Origin of the sequence: Avibacterium sp. 20-132 (assembly GCF_023611925.1) — a bacterium.
Classification (GTDB): Bacteria; Pseudomonadota; Gammaproteobacteria; order Enterobacterales; family Pasteurellaceae; genus Avibacterium.
Genome location: NZ_CP091456.1, coordinates 519,030 through 537,120 on the forward strand (window position 1 = coordinate 519,030; position 18,091 = coordinate 537,120).

The window sequence follows — 18,091 nt, forward strand, 5'->3', positions numbered from 1 at the left end:
TAGATTGTTTACAAATGTAGGAACGCACCTATACGTGCGTTCAGCTGGGCTATCGACACGGGCGGACACATTGGTCCGCCCCTACAAATTTAATATAAATCGTAGTTTCCAAATGTAGGGATGCACCTATGTGTGCACCCAATTTGAATATCGACACCGGCGGACACATCGATCCGCCCCTACAAATTTAATATAAATCATAGTTTCCAAATGTAGGGGCACACCTATGTGTGCGCCCAATTTGGATATCGACACCGGCGGACACATTGGTCCGCCCCTACAAATTTAATATAAATCGTAGTTTCCAAATGTAGGGATGCACCTATGTGTGCGCCCAATTTGGATATCGACACCGGCTGACACATCGGTCCGCCCCTACAAATTTAATATAAATCGTAGTTTCCAAATGTAGAGGCGCACCTATGTGTGCGCCCGATTTGAATAGCAACAGGGCGGACGGATCAACTCGCCCTACAAATTCAATTATGTTAAATAAAAATTTGCGAAAAAATCACCGCACTTTATGATTTCAGCAAATCAAAGTGCGGTGGAATTTTTATGAATTTTTACGCAAAACGTCTGACTTCGCCTTTGCCATCGACATTTTCAACACATCGCGAACACAGCGTCGGGTGTGCTGGGTTTGTACCAATGGTATCAGAATAGTGCCAACAGCGTGGGCATTTTTCATTTGCAGAACGCACCACTTTCACCTTAAAGCCTTCTACCTCGCCCCCTTCAACATCGGCTTCAGCCAATGGTTTGACTTGAGCTTTTGACGTGATTAAGACGAAACGCAATTCATTTTCAAGTTGCGATAAGATCTTCGCGTATTCATCGTTGGCATAAAGGGTTACTTCCGCTTCCAATGCGGCACCAATGGTTTTATCTGCACGGGCTTGCTCTAACACACGGTTTACTTCATCACGCAATTTCAACACTTGTTGCCAATAGGCATCATTCATTGTTTCTTCTGCGTTTAATGGGAATAAGCCGTTATAGAATTCCTCTGTAAACACAAATTCCGCACGTTCACCCGGGATATATTGCCAGATTTCATCGGCAGTGAAAGATAAAATTGGCGCAATCCAACGAACCAACGCCTCGGCAATATGCCATAAGGCTGTTTGACAGCTACGACGTGCAAGGCTGTCCGCTTTGGTGGTGTATTGACGATCTTTGATAATATCTAAATAAAACGATCCCATTTCAATGGAACAGAATTTCATTAAACGCTGAACAACAGCGTGGAATTGATAATTATCATACGCTTCTTGGATTTCTTTTTGTGCATTTAAAGCACAATCCACCGCCCAACGATCTAGCACGATCATTTCCTCTGGTTTCACTAAATCACGTTTCGGATCAAAACCATTTAAGTTCGCCAAAAGGAAACGTGCGGTATTACGAATACGGCGATAACTATCGGCTGCACGTTTTAAGATTTCGTCTGAAACAGACATTTCCCCTGTATAATCCGTTGAAGCCACCCATAAACGTAAAATATCGCCACCAAATTTATCCATCACTTCTTGTGGGGTAACAATGTTACCGATAGATTTAGACATTTTACGCCCTTTGCCATCAACGGTGAAACCGTGGGTTAGTACCTGCTTATAAGGGGCTTTGTTATCCGTTGCCGTTGAAAGCATTAATGATGACATAAACCAGCCACGGTGCTGATCCGAGCCTTCTAAATACATATCGGCTTCCTGCCCATTAAATTCTGGACGTGCTTTCACAACCGAAGAATACGTTGCTCCTGAATCAAACCAAACATCAAGGGTATCTGGCACTTTTTTATAATGTTCAGCATCTTCACCAAGCAAATCTTTTGGATCCAGATCCCACCACGCTTGAATGCCTGATTGTTCCACGAGTTGCGCAACTTGCTCAATAAGTTCAAGTGTGCGAGGGTGCAATTCTTCTGTGGTTTTATGGATAAATAACGCCATTGGCACACCCCAAGTACGCTGACGAGAGATACACCAATCTGGGCGGTTTTCCACCATTGTTTCGATACGCGCTTGCCCCCAATCTGGAATCCAACGTACTTTTTTGATTTCGCTTAACGCTTGCGGACGTAAGCCATTTGTTTCCATTCCAATAAACCATTGCGGTGTCGCACGGAAAATAATTGGCGTTTTGTGTCGCCAGCAATGCGGATAACTATGACGAATTTTTTCTAATTTCAATAAGTTACCTGTTTCTGTAAGTTTTTCAATAACCAAATCATTGCTTTCAAACACGCCTTTACCCGCAAAAAATGGCGTTTCAGCTTTAAATACGCCTGCATCATTAATTAATGCCGCCATTTCTAAACCATATTTCAAGCCAACCAAATAGTCGTCTTGACCGTGATCTGGTGCGGTATGCACTAAACCTGTACCGCCATCGGTGGTAACGTGATCGCCTAAAATCACTGGCACACTATACTCATAGAACGGGTGGTTAAAACGGAGAAGTTCTAAGTCAGCCCCTTTTGCTTCACCTAGCACCTTCACGTTTTCTTCACCTAAGGCTTTTTGCACGCTTTCGACCAATGCTTTCGCTAAAATTAAACGCTTATTGCCAAATTGTAATAATTGATAAACCAGCTCTGCATTCACTGCAATGGCACGGTTTGATGGCAATGTCCAAGGGGTGGTTGTCCAAATCACTGCCGCTACTTCACCGCTACCTGCTTGGATTAAATTAAATTTATTTAGCACCGCACTTTCATCCGTTGCAGGGAATGTTACATAGATAGACGGGGAAGTCTTATCTTCATATTCCACTTCGGCTTCTGCCAAAGAAGAAGCACAATCCAAACACCAATGCACAGGTTTATAGCCTTTGTAAAGATGCCCGTTTTCGACCACCTTAGCCAGCGTGCGAATGATATTGGCCTCAGTGTCATAATTCATTGTTAAATAAGGATTATCCCAATCGCCCAAGACGCCTAGACGGATAAAATCTTTCTTTTGCCCTTCCACTTGTTCACGGGCATAGTTACGGCATTCTTGGCGGAATTGTGCAGCAGAAATTTTTTCGCCCGGTTTCCCTACCAAACCTTCTACTTTCAATTCAATCGGCAAGCCGTGGCAATCCCATCCCGGGATATAAGGACTGTCAAAACCTGCGGCGGTTTTGGATTTTACAATAATGTCTTTCAGAATTTTATTTACAGCGTGCCCGATATGAATTGAGCCGTTAGCATAAGGAGGCCCATCGTGCAAAATAAAGGATTTTTTTCCTTGAGCAGATTGTCTGATTTTTTCGTAAAGTTTTTTCTCATACCAATTTTTTAGCATTGCTGGCTCACGTTTTGCCAGATCACCACGCATCGGAAAACCTGTTGCTGGCAGGTTTAGCGTATTTTTGTAATCTACGTTTTCATTCGACATTTTGTTTTTTCCACGTTGTATAAAATAAAATCTTGCATTAAATGCACAATAACTTTGGCATTATACGCATAAATAACACAATATTAAAGAATAGGAATGGCGGAATTATGATTCAATCCCTAATGAAAGTGCGGTGATTTTTTGATAACTTTTTTACCGCACATTAAGCCCTTTAGCTCGTTCTTTTAGCTTGGCGAAAATACGCCTTCGCCACGTCCACATCTTTTACAATTTGTGCTTTAAGATCCTCAAAAGAGGGAAATTTGACTTCATCACGAATTTTATGACACAGTTCCACCTTAAGCGGCTGTCCATAAATATCTTGTTTAAAATCAAACAGATGAACCTCTAACAATTGTTTAATCCCATTAATGGTCGGGCGACGTCCAATATTTGCCACCCCTTCATATTCTGTACCATTAGGCAATTTAGCTCTTACCGCATATACCCCTTTCACGGGATTAACTTGGCGTTGTAAGCGAATATTTGCTGTTGGAAAGCCAATAGTTCGCCCTAGTTTATTGCCTTGTACAACACGCCCATAAATGCAATAAGGCTTGCCCAAAAGCTGCTTGGCAAGGGCTAAATGATCATCGGCAAGGGCTTGTCGAATCGCCGTGCTACTGATACGTTGTTCATTTAAACGAAAACTGCAATTATCTTCTACACGGAAGCCGTATTGCTCCCCCGCTTGTTGTAACAGAGCAAAATCCCCTGTACGCCCAACCCCAAAACGGAAATCATCACCAATACTTAAAAATTTCACATTGAGTTTCTGTACCAAGTATTGTTGAATAAATTGTTCAGCAGAAAGCTGGGCAAAAGTGCGGTCAAATTTTATGCGAATCACATAATCTACGCCTAATTCAGCCAATGCACTCAATTTATCACGCAACCGCATCAAACGTGGCGGGGCGTTATCTGCCATAAAATATTCGCTTGGTTGTGGTTCAAAAAGCATCACCACCATTGGTAAAGAAAGGCTGGTGGCTTTTTCACGCAAGTGGCGTAACACCGCCTGATGCCCTAAATGCACCCCATCAAAATTACCAATCGTTAAGGCACAGCCTTGCTGTCGCAAAGTGGCTGGTAGTTGTTTTAACCCTTGAATTAATTGCATTAAAAATTCCGTACTCTTTCATTTTTCGCCATACACACCGTATGGCGCTGATTTATTCAAGCCCTCTGTGGCTTATCTGTGAGGAAATGCTCACCCAATTTGTGTTAGCTATCATTTTGTCACTAAGTTACTTCAGCTAAAAAATTGGCAAAATCACACCGCACTTTGATTTTCACTCACTTATTTACCAATACAAAATGAACTGAAAATATTGCCAAGCAGATCATCAGAGGTAAACTGTCCTGTGATTTCGCTCAGGTGATTTTGTACCATTCGCAATTCTTCGGCGAGCAGTTCACCGGCATAAAACTCGGTCAGCTGAATGAGTCCTGCTTGCAAGTGAACATCCGCTTGTTCTAAAGCCTCTAAATGGCGACGGCGTGCAAGAAAACCACCTTCTGTACTGGTGTTATAGCCCATTGATTGTTTGAGATGTTCACGCAGTAAGTCCACCCCAACTTGTGTTTTCGCCGAAAGGCTGATTGAGGTTTGTCCATTTTGTTCGCGAATGGTTTCCGCTTCCCCACTTAAATCCGCTTTATTACGCACAATGGTCAAAGGGATATTGTTCGGCAATTTTGCTAAAAATTCTGACCGCACTTGGGCGAGATTTTCTTCGCTATCCGTGCTGTCTAACATCAGAATAATGCGATCGGCTTGCTCAATTTCGTCCCACGCACGACGAATCCCAATACGCTCCACTTCATCGGTGGCATCACGCAAACCGGCGGTATCAATAATATGCAATGGCATTCCGTCAATATGAATATGCTCACGCAGCACATCGCGAGTTGTGCCTGCAATGTCGGTAACAATCGCCGCTTCACGTCCTGCAAGGGCATTGAGTAGGCTAGATTTTCCTGCATTTGGTCGCCCTGCGATCACCACTTTCATTCCTTCACGCAAAATCGCCCCTTGCTTGGCTTCTGCTCGCACAGCTGCAAGTTGAGCAATAATTTCACGCAATTTGGCTTCAATTTTTCCGTCCGCCAAGAAATCAATTTCTTCATCAGGAAAATCTATCGCCGCTTCCACATAGGTGCGTAGATAAATGACATCATCAACAAGCTGATTGATTTTATTAGAAAATTCCCCTTGTAAGGATTTCAATGCAGAACGCGCCGCTTGTTCAGAGGTCGCGTCAATAAGATCGGCAATGGCTTCCGCTTGAGCGAGATCCAATTTATCATTCAAAAACGCCTGTTCAGAAAATTCCCCTGGGCGAGCCAAACGCACGCCTTTGACTTGCAAAATGCGTTTGAGTAAGAGATCTAAAATAATCTGTCCGCCGTGGCCTTGTAGCTCTAATACATCTTCACCAGTGAAAGAATTTGGGGCTTTGAAAAATAGCGCGATCCCTTGGTCTAACACTGTGCCATCGCTATCTTTAAACGGTAAATAATTCGCTACGCGTGGCTTAAGGCTTTTGCCTAGCACTGCTTCTGCTACTTGTTGGGCAAGCGGCCCTGATACCCGTAAAATACCGACACCGCCACGTCCAATCGGCGTAGCTTGGGCGACTATGGTTTCTTTTGACATTGCTATTTTTGAACCTTTACTTAATTTTGAATGCTAATTTGAATTCATAAAATAAAAGGTATCCTGAGATACCTTTTATTGCTTTATCCCATTTTATTTTTTACGGGAATGTAATCCTTTTTTCTCTAACCCACGGTAAATCCATTGTTGTTGAGCAATGGTGATAAGGTTGGAAACTAACCAGTAGAGTACCAAACCTGCTGGGAAGAATAGGAAGAATACCATAAAGATCAACGGCATAAATGTCATAATTTTTTGTTGCATTGGATCAGCAACTGGTGTTGGCGACATTTTTTGTAATAAGAACATTGATCCGCCCATTAAAATTGGCAAGATGAAATACGGATCTTGTGCCGATAAATCTTGAATCCAACCGAAGAATGGCGCGTGGCGTAGTTCAACGGCTTCCATAAATGTCCAATATAAGGCGATGAAAATTGGCATTTGTAAGAGAATTGGTAAACAGCCACCTAGTGGATTCACTTTTTCTTCTTTATACAATTTCATCATTTCTTGGCTCATACGCTGACGATCTTCACCATAACGCTCACGCATTTCTTGGATTTTCGGTTGCAGCATACGCATTTTCGCCATTGAGGTATATTGTGCTTTTGTTAGTGGGTAAAGCAAGCCTTTCACCACAAGGGTTACACCAATAATCGCAAGCCCCCAGTTTTTCACTAAATCGTGAATGTGGGTAAGTAGCCAGAATAACGGTTTCGCAATAAACCACGCCCAACCGTAATCCACGGTTAAATCTAAGTGGTTTGCCACTTCTGCCATTTCATTTTGTAATTTCGGCCCTGTCCATAATTTGCTGGTGATGGTTTCTGTTGCACCTGCTGGAATATCCACCACTGGCCCACGATAACCAATTGCCCCTAAATTACGCGCTTTGTCCGTAGAAGTATATAAAAGATGTGTGCTGTCTTGATTTGGAATCCACGCAGACACGAAATAATGCTGCAATACTGCTACCCAACCTGCTTTGGTTTGGATAGAAAGATCTTTTTCTTCCATATCTTGGAAGCTGTATTTTTTATAATTCGTTTCAGAAGAAGAATACGCGCCACCAGTATAAGTTGGCATCGCCATACTGCCTGAGCTTTCTACCAAAGTATGGGTTAATTTTGCATAAGGCTCGACTTCAATGGCTTGACCGCTTTGGTTGGCTATTTCAAAGTTCACTGCCACATCATATTCGCCACGTTTTAAGACGAAAATTTTGCGGTACGTTACGCCATCTTTTTCAAATACTAATGGTACAACAAGCTCATTTTGTCCATCAGCCAGTTTGAAAGTATCCCCTTCTACTTGGTAATTTGCACGGCCTGCTTTGGTGTCAATCCCGTTTTTGCCAACTAAACCACTTTGCGCAATATAAATATGCTCTGGTGTATCGTTCAATAAAACAAATGGTGTATGGGAATCTAATTCTGCATCATATTTTAATAATTCAGAACGCACTACGTCCCCACCTAATGTATTCACTTTTAAACGGAATACATCATTTTCTAAGGTAATCACTTTACCTTGAGCAAGGTTAGCAAGGTCTGAATTTGCGGTTAATTCGCCTTGAGAATTAGAAGTTTGCGCTTGTTCAGTGGCAACAGGCTTTGGTGAATGGTAATCCACTTGCCATTGCTGATAAACAAGAAAAGAAATAAAGAGTAGTGCTAGCACTAACAGGCTACGTCTTGAATCCATTATTTGTTCTCTTTGTTGTTATTGATCTTCGGCGGAACAGGATCGTATCCACCAGCGTGTAAAGGATGACATTTTAATATACGTTTTAACGTAAGCCAACCACCTTTTAACGCACCGTGCGTTTTTAATGCTTCAATGCCGTAGCAAGAACAAGTTGGCGTGAATCGGCAACGTGGGCCAATTAAAGGACTAATAACGAGCTGATAAAAGCGAATAAGCGCAATTAAGATTTTTGAGCCAAGCGAATGTGGCGTTGCCATAATTTATCCAATAAATTGAATAGTTGTTGATTATCTAACTGACCAATGCCTTGTTTAACAACAATCACAAAATCATAATTTGGCAGTTGGTGTTGCAATAAGCGAAAGCGTTCACGGCATAGACGTTTAATGCGATTACGATCGTGGGCGCGTTTTAAATGCTTCTTAGCAACAGCAAGCCCAAGACGGGGGTGATTTTCCTGATTAATGCGAGCAAGTATGGTAATTTGCGCTGAACTGGCACGTTGTGGATCTTGGAAAACGTATTTGAATTGAGCGGGAGTTAGCAGACGTAACTCCCTAGAAAAGTTTAGCTTAATCACAGCAAAAGGCTGGATTATGCAGATAAACTCTTACGACCTTTAGCACGACGACGAGCTAAAACTTGACGGCCGTTTTTAGTTGCCATACGCGCACGGAAACCGTGAGTACGACTACGTTTTAATACAGATGGTTGAAATGTACGTTTCATAATTATAATCTACCTAAATCAACATTGTTTAATTATTGCCTTTGACATTTAGATAGCCAAAAACGAATTGAAACAAGGGTTACTAAAATAAGGAACGGAATTGTAATCACAAATGAACCGTTCGTCAAATAAGAATAAGAAAAATCATAACATAATCTGTATTTTTCTTATTTGAAAGCATAAAAGCGGGGAGAATTATACTTTTTTTGGCAGAAATCTCAAGCAGCCTTTTTCGATTTTTTTGATCCTTTTATAAAGATCTTTTCTCAACTTTATTGTAGAATTAGCCAAATTCTCACCGCACTTTTCAGCGGACTATTCAGATGTTTAACAGATAAACCAAGACATAATAACAATGAAAACCACGCTCGCATCGCTTTGGCAGGATTGCCTTTCACAATTACAAGATCAAGTTTCACCAACGGATTTCAGCACTTGGTTACGTCCATTGCAAGCTGATATTGTAGGTGAAAACAATATGGTGTTATATGCTTCCAATGTTTTTGTTAAAAACTGGGTGGAGACCCATTATCTTGAACTAATTAGCCGCTTAGCCCAACAATTTTCTGGCAATGCAGATTTTAGTGTAAAAGTGCAGGAAGGCTCAAAACCTGCGACGCGAAGCACATCTGCGCCTGTTATCGCACCAAACACTACACCCACACCATCGAATGAACAAAAGGCCAATTATCGTTCTAACTTAAATACTAAGCATATTTTTGAAAATTTTGTCGAAGGGAAATCAAACCAACTTGCCCGCGCAGTGGCACAAAAAGTGGCAATTAATCCGGGGGAACAAAGCGCCAATCCCCTGTTTCTTTACGGAGGTACCGGGCTTGGTAAAACCCACTTATTACACGCCGTAGGTAATGGCATTTTAACCACAAAACCAGAAGCACGCGTAATTTATATCCACGCAGAACGCTTTATGCAAGAATATGTCCGGGCGCTGCAAGAAGACAAAATGGAAAACTTCAAAAAATTCTACCGCACTTTAGATGCCTTGCTGATTGATGATATTCAATTCTTTGCGGGCAAAGACGGTACGCAAGAAGAATTTTTCCATATTTTTAACTCGTTATTTGAAAGTAGTCGGCAAATTATTTTAACCTCTGACCGCTATCCAAAAGAGATAGAGAAAATTGAAGATCGCTTAAAATCTCGTTTTGGTTGGGGATTAAGCGTAGCCATTGAACCCCCAGAACTTGAAACTCGTGTCGCCATTTTATTGAAAAAAGCAGAAGAAAAAAATATGCGCTTACCCGAAGAAGTGGCGTTATTTATCGGCGAAAAATTACGCACGAACGTGCGTGAATTAGAAGGCGCGCTCAACCGTGTTCACGCTAATGCAGAATTTACGGGCAAACCGATTACCATTGATTTTGTGCGTGAGACCCTGAAAGATATGCTTGCTTTGCAAGATAAGCTCGTAACAGTAGAAAATATTCAAAAAGTTGTGGCGGAATATTATCGTATTAAAGTAGCCGATCTTAAATCAAAAAATCGCTCTCGGTCTGTAGCACGCCCACGTCAATTAGCAATGGCATTGGCCAAAGAATTGACTAACCGAAGTTTGCCTGAAATTGGTAGAGGGTTTGGGGATCGTGATCATACTACCGTATTGCATGCCTGCCGTACGATTGCCAAATTACGTGAACAAGATAATAATATTCAGGAAGACTGGTCTAATTTAATCCGAACCTTATCAGCTTAAGGACGAAACTATGCAATTTACCGTATCAAGAGAAAATTTATTAAAGCCTTTACAACAAGTTTGTGGTGTATTAAGCAGTCGCCCAAATATCCCCGTATTAAATAACGTATTATTACAAATTAGAGAGCAATCTTTAACCATTACAGGAACAGATTTAGAAGTGGAACTTTCCACCCAAGCACAGTTAAATAGTGCTGAACAAGATGGGCATTTTACCATACCCGCTAAAAAATTCCTTGATATTTGCCGTAGTTTTCCTGATGGATCAGATATTACGGTAAGTTTTGAAGAAGAACGTGCCTTAGTGCATTGCGGTAGAAGTAAATTTAATCTAACAACCCTTCCTGCTGAGGAATATCCAAATTTAGCTGATTGGCAAGCGGAGGTAGATTTTACCACCACACAAGCCACCTTACGTCGCCTCATTGACGCCACTCAATTTTCTATGGCAAACCAAGATGCGCGTTATTTCTTAAATGGAATGAAATTTGAAACCGAAGGTAACTTATTGCGTACTGTTGCAACAGATGGACATCGCCTTGCGGTTTGTACAATTCCCCTAGAACAAGATTTACAGCTTCATTCTGTCATTGTGCCACGTAAAGGCGTGCTAGAATTAGCCCGTTTATTAGAAAGTAATGATCAGCCAGCTCGTGTACAAATTGGTACAAATAATTTACGCATTGATTTAGGACACATTATTTTTACCTCTAAATTAATTGATGGACGTTTCCCAGATTATCGTCGCGTATTACCACGCAATGCGCAACGTATTATGACAGGCGAATGGGAAAGTTTAAAACAAGCCTTTGCCCGTGCCGCGATTTTATCCAATGATAAAGTAAGAACAGTACGTTTACAGCTTGCAGAAAACCAGCTCACAATCACCGCGACAAATACGGAGCAAGAGCAAGCCGAAGAAATCATTGACATCGACTACAACGGCGAAGAAATGGAAGTCGGCTTTAATGTCAGCTATTTGCTTGATGTACTCAATGCCCTCAAATGCAAACAAGTGCGTATGCGATTGACAGATGCTTCTTCAAGCTGCTTAATTGAAGATGTGGATGACAATAGCGCAGAATATGTGATTATGCCAATGCGTTTATAATTGATATGGCAATTTCACGCTTAACGGTTGAAAATTTTCGTAATTTAAACGCCGTGGATCTAGAATTTGACCACGGCTTTAACTTTTTAGTGGGCAATAACGGCAGCGGTAAAACCAGCCTACTTGAAGCCATTTTTTATCTTGCTCACGGACGTTCTTTTAAAAGTGCGGTAGCAAATCGCATTATTTCTTACGAACAGCCTCACTTCACCCTTTATGGCAAAATTCAAGAACAACAACATCAGTGGTCAGTGGGGTTGCAAAAACACCGCCAAGGCAACACACAGGTAAAAATTAACGGTGAAGAAGCAAAAAAAATTGCCGATCTTGCCCATTTATTACCAATGCAAATGATTACCCCAGAAGGATTGACCTTGCTCAACGGTGGGCCAAGCTATCGCCGTGCTTTTTTAGATTGGGGACTATTCCATCATCATAATGATTTTCACCCTGTTTGGAGCCAACTTAACCGCTTATTGAAGCAACGCAATGCGGCTTTACAACAAGCCTTGCACTATGAACATATTCAGATTTGGGATAAAGCGCTGGTCAATCTTGCTAACCAAGTCAGCCAATGGCGTGCCGATTATGCCGAAGCCTTACGCCCTGAAATTGAACGCACCTGTCAGCTATTTCTGCCTGAATTAGAAATCAGTGTCAGTTTTCATCAAGGCTGGGATAAAAACAGCGATTACGCCGAATTGTTATGTCAAAATTTTGAACGGGATCGTGCCATTGGTTACACCGTATCTGGCCCGCAAAAGGCCGATTTTCGCTTTAAGGCGAATGGATTGCCGGTAGAAGATGTGCTTTCTCGTGGACAATTAAAATTATTAATGTGTGCCTTGCGCCTAGCTCAAGGTGAACATTTGATGCAACAAAAAAATCGCCATTGTATTTTTTTAATTGATGATTTCGCTTCTGAATTAGATCAAACAAAACGTGCATTATTAGCTGAACGCCTACAACAAAGCGGCTCACAAGTGTTTGTTACCGCCATTACACACAACCAACTAAAAGAAATGCAACCAGAAAAACACCGTACTTTTAGTGTCAATAACGGTAAACTCAGTGAAAACGCGTTTTGCTCTTCCTAACCTCTCCTGCTAAAACAAGAAACCTCTTATGTTCTCTCTGCAAATGGCGGATATACACAAATCATTCCCCATTCCCTCAAAACAAAAATCAACAAAAAAGCACCGCACTTTATAATAGAGAATTTTCTACACTTATTCCTCAAAATAAATCGAAATATTCCTTGAAATATCAACAAAAATACGTATTATCAGCGATCCTTTGAGTAACCTGTATGTCGATCATCAGCGGTTCAAGGATTACACGATTTTTTCACTTAATTTGGGTTCCCTCACCCCAATATTTTCAACAAAAAGGTATAAAAGATGAAAGTAACTTCTCCGATCTTTAATGTTCACCAAAAACGTAACGCATTAATTATTTTAAGTTTTTTCCACATTTTTATTATTGCCGCAAGTAACTATTTAGTACAAATCCCGTTTGAGATACACTTGCCATTTCATCTACTCGGACTAGCAGATTTCTCGTTCCACAGCACTTGGGGAACGCTTACTTTCCCATTTATTTTCCTTGCAACGGATCTAACTGTGCGAATTTTTGGGGCAACCGCCGCAAGATGGATCATCTTTGCCGTGATGTTTCCCGCATTAATTATCAGTTATGTGATTTCCACGCTCTTTTTGGACACGCAATATCAAGGGATCGAAGCCTTATTTGATTTCAACTTATTCGTTTTTCGCATTGCCATTGCCAGTTTTGTCGCCTATGTTTTCGGTCAATTACTTGATGTACTTGTATTTAATCGATTACGCCAGTTAAAAACCTGGTGGATTGCGCCGAGTAGCTCAATGATTTTCGGCTCAATGGCAGATACCTTCTTATTCTTTTCCGTCGCATTTTTCGCAAGCAGTGATCCTTTTATGGCGGAACATTGGTTTGAACTTGGTTTTGTAGATTATCTTTTCAAACTTTTTGTCGGCATCGTGCTATTTGTTCCTGCCTATGGCGTCGCACTGAATATTATTTTGCGTAAGCTTCAACAACTCACAAGAGAATAAAAGGATTTATTCATCAACATATCATAAGGAAACACAATGAATATACGACAGCTTATCGACCAACATCCTATGACGCCTTACCAATGGGCGGTTGTCGTTATGGCAACCATAATGAATCTTTTAGATGGTTTTGATGTCCTTGCACTCGCCTTTACTGCCACGGGTATCCGTCACGAATTTGGTTTAACTGGCGCAGAACTTGGCTCGCTACTCAGTGCAGGATTATTCGGGATGGCAGCCGGATCACTCTTCCTTGCTCCCCTTGCAGATAAAATTGGGCGCCGTCCATTATTATTAATCAGTGTATCCCTTTCTGCTGCGGGAATGTTAGGATCATTTTTTGCCATAGATTCCTCTACTCTTGGAATTTGGCGAATCGTAACGGGCTTAGGCGTTGGCGGGATTTTAGTTGGCACCAACGTGCTAACGAGTGAATATTCCTCAAAAAAATGGCGTAGCCTTGCTATCAGCATTTATGCCGCCGGATTTGGTATTGGTGCGATTTTAGGTGGGCTTTTTGCCGTCGCGTTACAAGCAGAACATGGCTGGCGCTCCGTTTTCCTTGCTGGTGCAATTTTAACAGGGCTATGTTTGCTCTGCTTAATATTGTGGTTGCCAGAATCCATTGATTATTTAGTTAATAAACAACCAAACAATGCGCAAGCTCGATTAAATAGAATTCTCAAAAAAATCGGTATTGCTTCGTTTATCTTACCAGAACTCACAGAACACAAAGCTAAAACTGCGCCAATTACCCAGCTCTTTAATCCACAATATCGTAGTTCAACTTTAGCTATTTGGTTGGCTTTCTTCACAATAATGTTTAGTTTTTATTTCATCAGCTCTTGGACGCCCGCCCTGTTAAAAGACGCAGGAATGACCACAGAGCAAAGTGTTACCATTGGTATGATGATTTCTTTAGGCGGTACTTGCGGAGCATTATTCTATGGCTTATTGGCAAGCTACTGGTCTGCACGCAATGTCTTGATTTTATTTACGATTATTGCAGCAATTGCCGTCATTGCTTTTATTCTTTCTTCAACTATTCTATGGCTTGCAATGGTACTTGGGATAATGGTAGGGGCATTAATTAACGGCTGTATCAGTGGGCTTTATACCCTAAATCCGAGTATTTACCCTAGTGATATACGAAGTACAGGTGCTGGCTGGTCAATCGGCATAGGACGCATTGGCGCAATCCTTGCTCCAATAATCGCAGGTATTTTATTAGATAACGGATGGGAAAAACAAAATCTTTATATCGGCACAGCATTCGTGCTATTAATCTCAACCTTTGCTTTACTCTTGCTGAAGCAGAATAATACAATAAGCAAGTTATAGCAAAAAAGCTGATAGCCATAACCTATCAGCTTTTATCAACAAAAGTGCGGTAGTTTTTAACAAGATTTTTCTTTACGAATGTGTGCTAACAAGGCATCACAACATTGATCTAATAATTCGTAAGTTTGGGTAAAATTCTTGGTATACCAAGGATCAGGGATATGATCGATACCTAAATCAGGACAAAGCTGAGTGATTTGAAATAATTTTTCAGGGTGATGTCCAAATAATTTTTCTAAATCGGCTAAATTTTGGTTATCCATAGCAATAATATAATCAAAATCTTGCCAATCTTTTAACCGCACTTTTCGGCTAGTAAAACCTTTATTATCAATATGATGTAATTCAAGGGTTTCAGCTGTGCCGCAATGCATATCCTCGCCATCGTGCCAGCCAGATGTGCCAGCACTATCACTCATCATTTTATTGGCTAAGCCTGCTTGTTTCACTTTTTCACGGAAAAGATATTCCGCCATTGGGGAACGGCAAATGTTCCCTAAACAGACAAATAACACGTTCACTGGCACTGCCATTAGCAGGTTCCCCATAAATCATATTCATCGGCTTGTGTGATCGTTACGTTAATCACTTGTCCTACGCTCACAGCTTGGTGAGATAAGTTATCTACATACACCACGCCATCAATTTCTGGGGCATCCGCCATTGAGCGTCCGATAATCCCTTCTTCATCTATTTCGTCCACAATAACAGGCAGGGTTTTGCCAATTTTTTGCTGTAAGCGTTGTGCTGAAATAGCTTGTTGCACTTGCATAAAACGGTGGAAACGCGCTTCTTTCACGTCTTCTGGTACTTGATCTGGCATATCTGTGGCTGGCGCACCTTCAACAGGGCTAAATTTGAAACAGCCAACTCGATCAAGCTGGGCTTCCTGTAAGAAATCTAATAGTTGTTGAAAATCTTCCTCCGTTTCACCCGGGAAGCCAACAATAAAAGTGGAACGTAAGGTTAATTCAGGGCAAATTTCACGCCATTTTTTTATACGTTCTAACGTGCGATCAATAGACCCCGGACGCTTCATTGCTTTCAAAATTTTTGGGCTTGCGTGTTGTAATGGAATATCTAAATAAGGCAAGATTTTGCCTTGCGCCATAAGTGGAATTAAATTATCCACGTGCGGGTAAGGATATACATAGTGCAAACGCACCCAAATACCTAAGGTCGCCAACTGCTCGCACAGGCTGATCAGATTATTTTTGATTGGCTTACCGTTCCAGAAAACCGTTTTATTTTGATTTTCTTTACCTTGATCTAAGGCATACGCTGAAGTATCTTGCGACACGATAAGTAGCTCTTTCACCCCAGCATCAGCAAGGCGTTTGGCTTCATCTAAGACTTGCGTAATCGGACGGCTATCTAAATCACCGCGCATTGAAGGAATAATACAGAAAGTACAACGATGATCGCAGCCTTCTGAAATTTTCAAATAGGCATAATGTTTTGGGGTTAATTTTACCCCTTGCGCTGGCACAAGACTGATATAAGGGTTGTGTGCGGGTTTTGGTACATATTTATGCACTTGTGTCATCACCGCTTCGTAACTATGTGGGCCAGTTACTTCTAATACCTTTGGATGTACTTCACGGATACGATCTTCTTTTGCCCCCAAACAGCCTGTAACAATCACTTTACCATTTTCTTCTAACGCTTCACCAATGGCTTCTAACGACTCTTGCACTGCGCTATCAATAAAGCCACAAGTGTTGACGATCACTAAATCGGCATTTTCATAACTTGGGATAATGTTATACCCATCAGAACGCAGCTCCGTCAAAATACGTTCTGAATCCACTAAATTTTTAGGACAACCTAAACTAATAAAACCAATATTTGATGCTGAACTCATAAAATAATCTCAATAATCACTCAAAACGGTGCATTGTACAAAATTCGTATGCAAAAGGCGATAAGTGAGGGGAAATTTACAGAAAAAAGCACCGCACTTTATGCGAAGAAAGTCAGATGGCTTTTTTAGACAGAAGGAATAATAAAGTGCGGTGGGAATATGTTAAATTTTCCCACCGTGAAAAAATTAAAGCATAAATAATGCCAAGAATAGTACAGCAAGCACCATTCCTAAACCTGTACGTTTAACAATATCCACTGGGCTAACCATCGCTAATCCTGCACAAACAATCGTTACACCTGCGATTGGCGAGGCAGTACGTCCAATAGCCCCTGCAATAGCGGCTGCCATACCAAGGTTTAAGTGTGTGTAGCCTAATTCGACTGCGTGTGGTGTTACTGCTGTGTTAAAAGCGATTGCTGCCGCATCGCCAGAACCTGTGAGCAAGCCCATTAAGAATGGACCAATCGTTGCTCCCCAACGGACAAATTCGTTTGAATGCTTAAGAAATTCAATGGCGCTGTCAATGGCACCAGTCGATTTTAGCCCTGCCACAAAAACACTCGCTGAAATAATAATGCCTAACACATTTGCATAAGCGCTCCCCATTCCATTAAAAAATTCTTCTGTAATTTTAGCCGGAGAAATACGTGTAACGAAAATGGCATAAATTGCCCCAATTAACATTGCTTGCGGTACCCCCATTTTCGTCCAAGCAAGTGCCGGGATTTCTTGTAAAGCGGTTCCACCAATTACTAAAATCACTAATGGTAATAAAGGTGCAATGGCAAAGAAAATGTTTGATTTTTGGAAAGATTGTTCAGATTCTTTAGCTTCTGCTAAATAGGCTTGGCGATGTTCTTCGCCATAATCTTTTAGCATTAATGCGACTAAAGTTAGCGAAACCGCTGCAATCGCACCAGCGATAATCGTATAAGGTGCATGAGATAAATTGACTTGCGTAATCGTTAAATTTGACATTTCGGCAATCATTGCAGAATGAGAAGAGCCGGGACTCATCATTGAACCAAATGTACCAGCCAAAATGGCTGCCCCAGCCGTAGCAGGTCGCACACCTGCACTTTTTAACACGGGATTAATGTTGCGCCAACGGCGGCAGCGCAACCGGCTGCTGAAGGAATCGCAATATTAATAAAAAAAGTAATCATTGTGGCAAAAGGAATTAAGAAAAATCTTAGTCCTGATAAGGGCCGAGTCATTAAATGCACAAGATGTGTATCACATTTTGTGTATTTCATCACATAAGCAAAGCCCATACTGGAACAGATTGCCATAATTAATCCACTGCTGGTCATTGATTTAGCAAAGGCATCGAACGCCCCCATTGGGTTGAGCGTTAATAAAGACATTAATAAGCCTAAACCAATTAATACGGTACGCGTTTCATATTTTTTTACCAATAAATAAACTGCAACAACAACGCCCAAAATTGCCACGAAAGATTTAAGTTCAAGCATATTATT

General features: G+C 41.3%; 14 protein-coding genes and 1 pseudogene. 5 read left to right on the plus strand and 10 right to left on the minus strand.

Annotated features, from left to right (window positions below):
* Positions 1-566: 566 nt before the first annotated feature.
* From ileS to rpmH, 7 genes are all read right to left on the minus strand, one after another.
* Positions 567-3,386 carry an isoleucine--tRNA ligase gene (gene ileS / locus L4F93_RS02385; protein ID WP_250350952.1) on the minus strand — a complete coding sequence of 940 codons (2,820 nt, stop codon included), beginning with the start codon at positions 3,384-3,386 and terminating at the stop codon, positions 567-569.
* Between the two features lie 172 nt (positions 3,387-3,558).
* Complete coding sequence (ribF, locus tag L4F93_RS02390) at positions 3,559-4,506, minus strand: bifunctional riboflavin kinase/FAD synthetase (protein WP_250350953.1); 948 nt, start codon at positions 4,504-4,506, stop codon at positions 3,559-3,561.
* 180 nt (positions 4,507-4,686) lie between these two features.
* Positions 4,687-6,045 carry a tRNA uridine-5-carboxymethylaminomethyl(34) synthesis GTPase MnmE gene (gene mnmE / locus L4F93_RS02395; protein WP_250350954.1) on the minus strand — a complete coding sequence of 453 codons (1,359 nt, stop codon included), beginning with the start codon at positions 6,043-6,045 and terminating at the stop codon, positions 4,687-4,689.
* Between the two features lie 93 nt (positions 6,046-6,138).
* A complete protein-coding gene (gene yidC / locus L4F93_RS02400; protein WP_250350955.1) occupies positions 6,139-7,752 on the minus strand; it encodes a membrane protein insertase YidC in 1,614 nt (537 codons plus the stop codon).
* On the minus strand, positions 7,752-8,012 hold the full coding sequence (gene yidD, locus L4F93_RS02405; protein WP_250350956.1) for a membrane protein insertion efficiency factor YidD: 261 nt from the start codon (positions 8,010-8,012) through the stop codon (positions 7,752-7,754). Before yidD ends, yidC begins: the two co-directional genes overlap by 1 nt.
* A complete protein-coding gene (rnpA, locus tag L4F93_RS02410; RefSeq protein ID WP_250350957.1) occupies positions 7,976-8,335 on the minus strand; it encodes a ribonuclease P protein component in 360 nt (119 codons plus the stop codon). Before rnpA ends, yidD begins: the two co-directional genes overlap by 37 nt.
* A 14-nt stretch (positions 8,336-8,349) precedes the next feature.
* Positions 8,350-8,484 carry a 50S ribosomal protein L34 gene (gene rpmH / locus L4F93_RS02415; RefSeq protein WP_005539760.1) on the minus strand — a complete coding sequence of 45 codons (135 nt, stop codon included), beginning with the start codon at positions 8,482-8,484 and terminating at the stop codon, positions 8,350-8,352.
* Positions 8,485-8,839: 355 nt separating this feature from the next.
* Here rpmH and dnaA point away from each other — a divergent pair, with 355 nt between their 5' ends.
* The 5 genes from dnaA (at position 8,840) to L4F93_RS02440 (ending at position 14,743) form a co-directional block, all read left to right on the plus strand.
* Positions 8,840-10,198, plus strand: a complete 1,359-nt coding sequence (dnaA, locus tag L4F93_RS02420; protein WP_250350958.1) for a chromosomal replication initiator protein DnaA — start codon at positions 8,840-8,842, stop codon at positions 10,196-10,198.
* Between the two features lie 10 nt (positions 10,199-10,208).
* Positions 10,209-11,309 (plus strand): DNA polymerase III subunit beta, encoded by a 1,101-nt coding sequence (dnaN, locus tag L4F93_RS02425; RefSeq protein ID WP_250350959.1) that lies wholly within the window; start codon positions 10,209-10,211, stop codon positions 11,307-11,309.
* Positions 11,310-11,314: 5 nt separating this feature from the next.
* Positions 11,315-12,406: a DNA replication/repair protein RecF gene (gene recF / locus L4F93_RS02430; protein WP_250350960.1), complete on the plus strand. Its 1,092-nt coding sequence runs from the start codon at positions 11,315-11,317 to the stop codon at positions 12,404-12,406.
* A 303-nt stretch (positions 12,407-12,709) separates the two neighbouring features.
* A complete protein-coding gene (locus L4F93_RS02435) occupies positions 12,710-13,402 on the plus strand; it encodes a 7-cyano-7-deazaguanine/7-aminomethyl-7-deazaguanine transporter (protein ID WP_250350961.1) in 693 nt (230 codons plus the stop codon).
* Between the two features lie 36 nt (positions 13,403-13,438).
* A complete protein-coding gene (locus L4F93_RS02440) occupies positions 13,439-14,743 on the plus strand; it encodes an MFS transporter (protein ID WP_250350962.1) in 1,305 nt (434 codons plus the stop codon).
* A 56-nt stretch (positions 14,744-14,799) separates the two neighbouring features.
* Here the strand turns inward: L4F93_RS02440 and L4F93_RS02445 are convergent, their stop codons facing one another.
* The 3 genes and pseudogenes from L4F93_RS02445 to dcuC form a co-directional block, all read right to left on the minus strand.
* On the minus strand, positions 14,800-15,270 hold the full coding sequence (locus L4F93_RS02445; RefSeq protein ID WP_250351605.1) for a low molecular weight protein-tyrosine-phosphatase: 471 nt from the start codon (positions 15,268-15,270) through the stop codon (positions 14,800-14,802).
* Between the two features lie 5 nt (positions 15,271-15,275).
* On the minus strand, positions 15,276-16,607 hold the full coding sequence (rimO, locus tag L4F93_RS02450) for a 30S ribosomal protein S12 methylthiotransferase RimO (protein ID WP_250350963.1): 1,332 nt from the start codon (positions 16,605-16,607) through the stop codon (positions 15,276-15,278).
* Positions 16,608-16,793: 186 nt separating this feature from the next.
* A pseudogene (gene dcuC, locus L4F93_RS02455) lies at positions 16,794-18,085 on the minus strand (C4-dicarboxylate transporter DcuC).
* Positions 18,086-18,091: the final 6 nt, after the last annotated feature.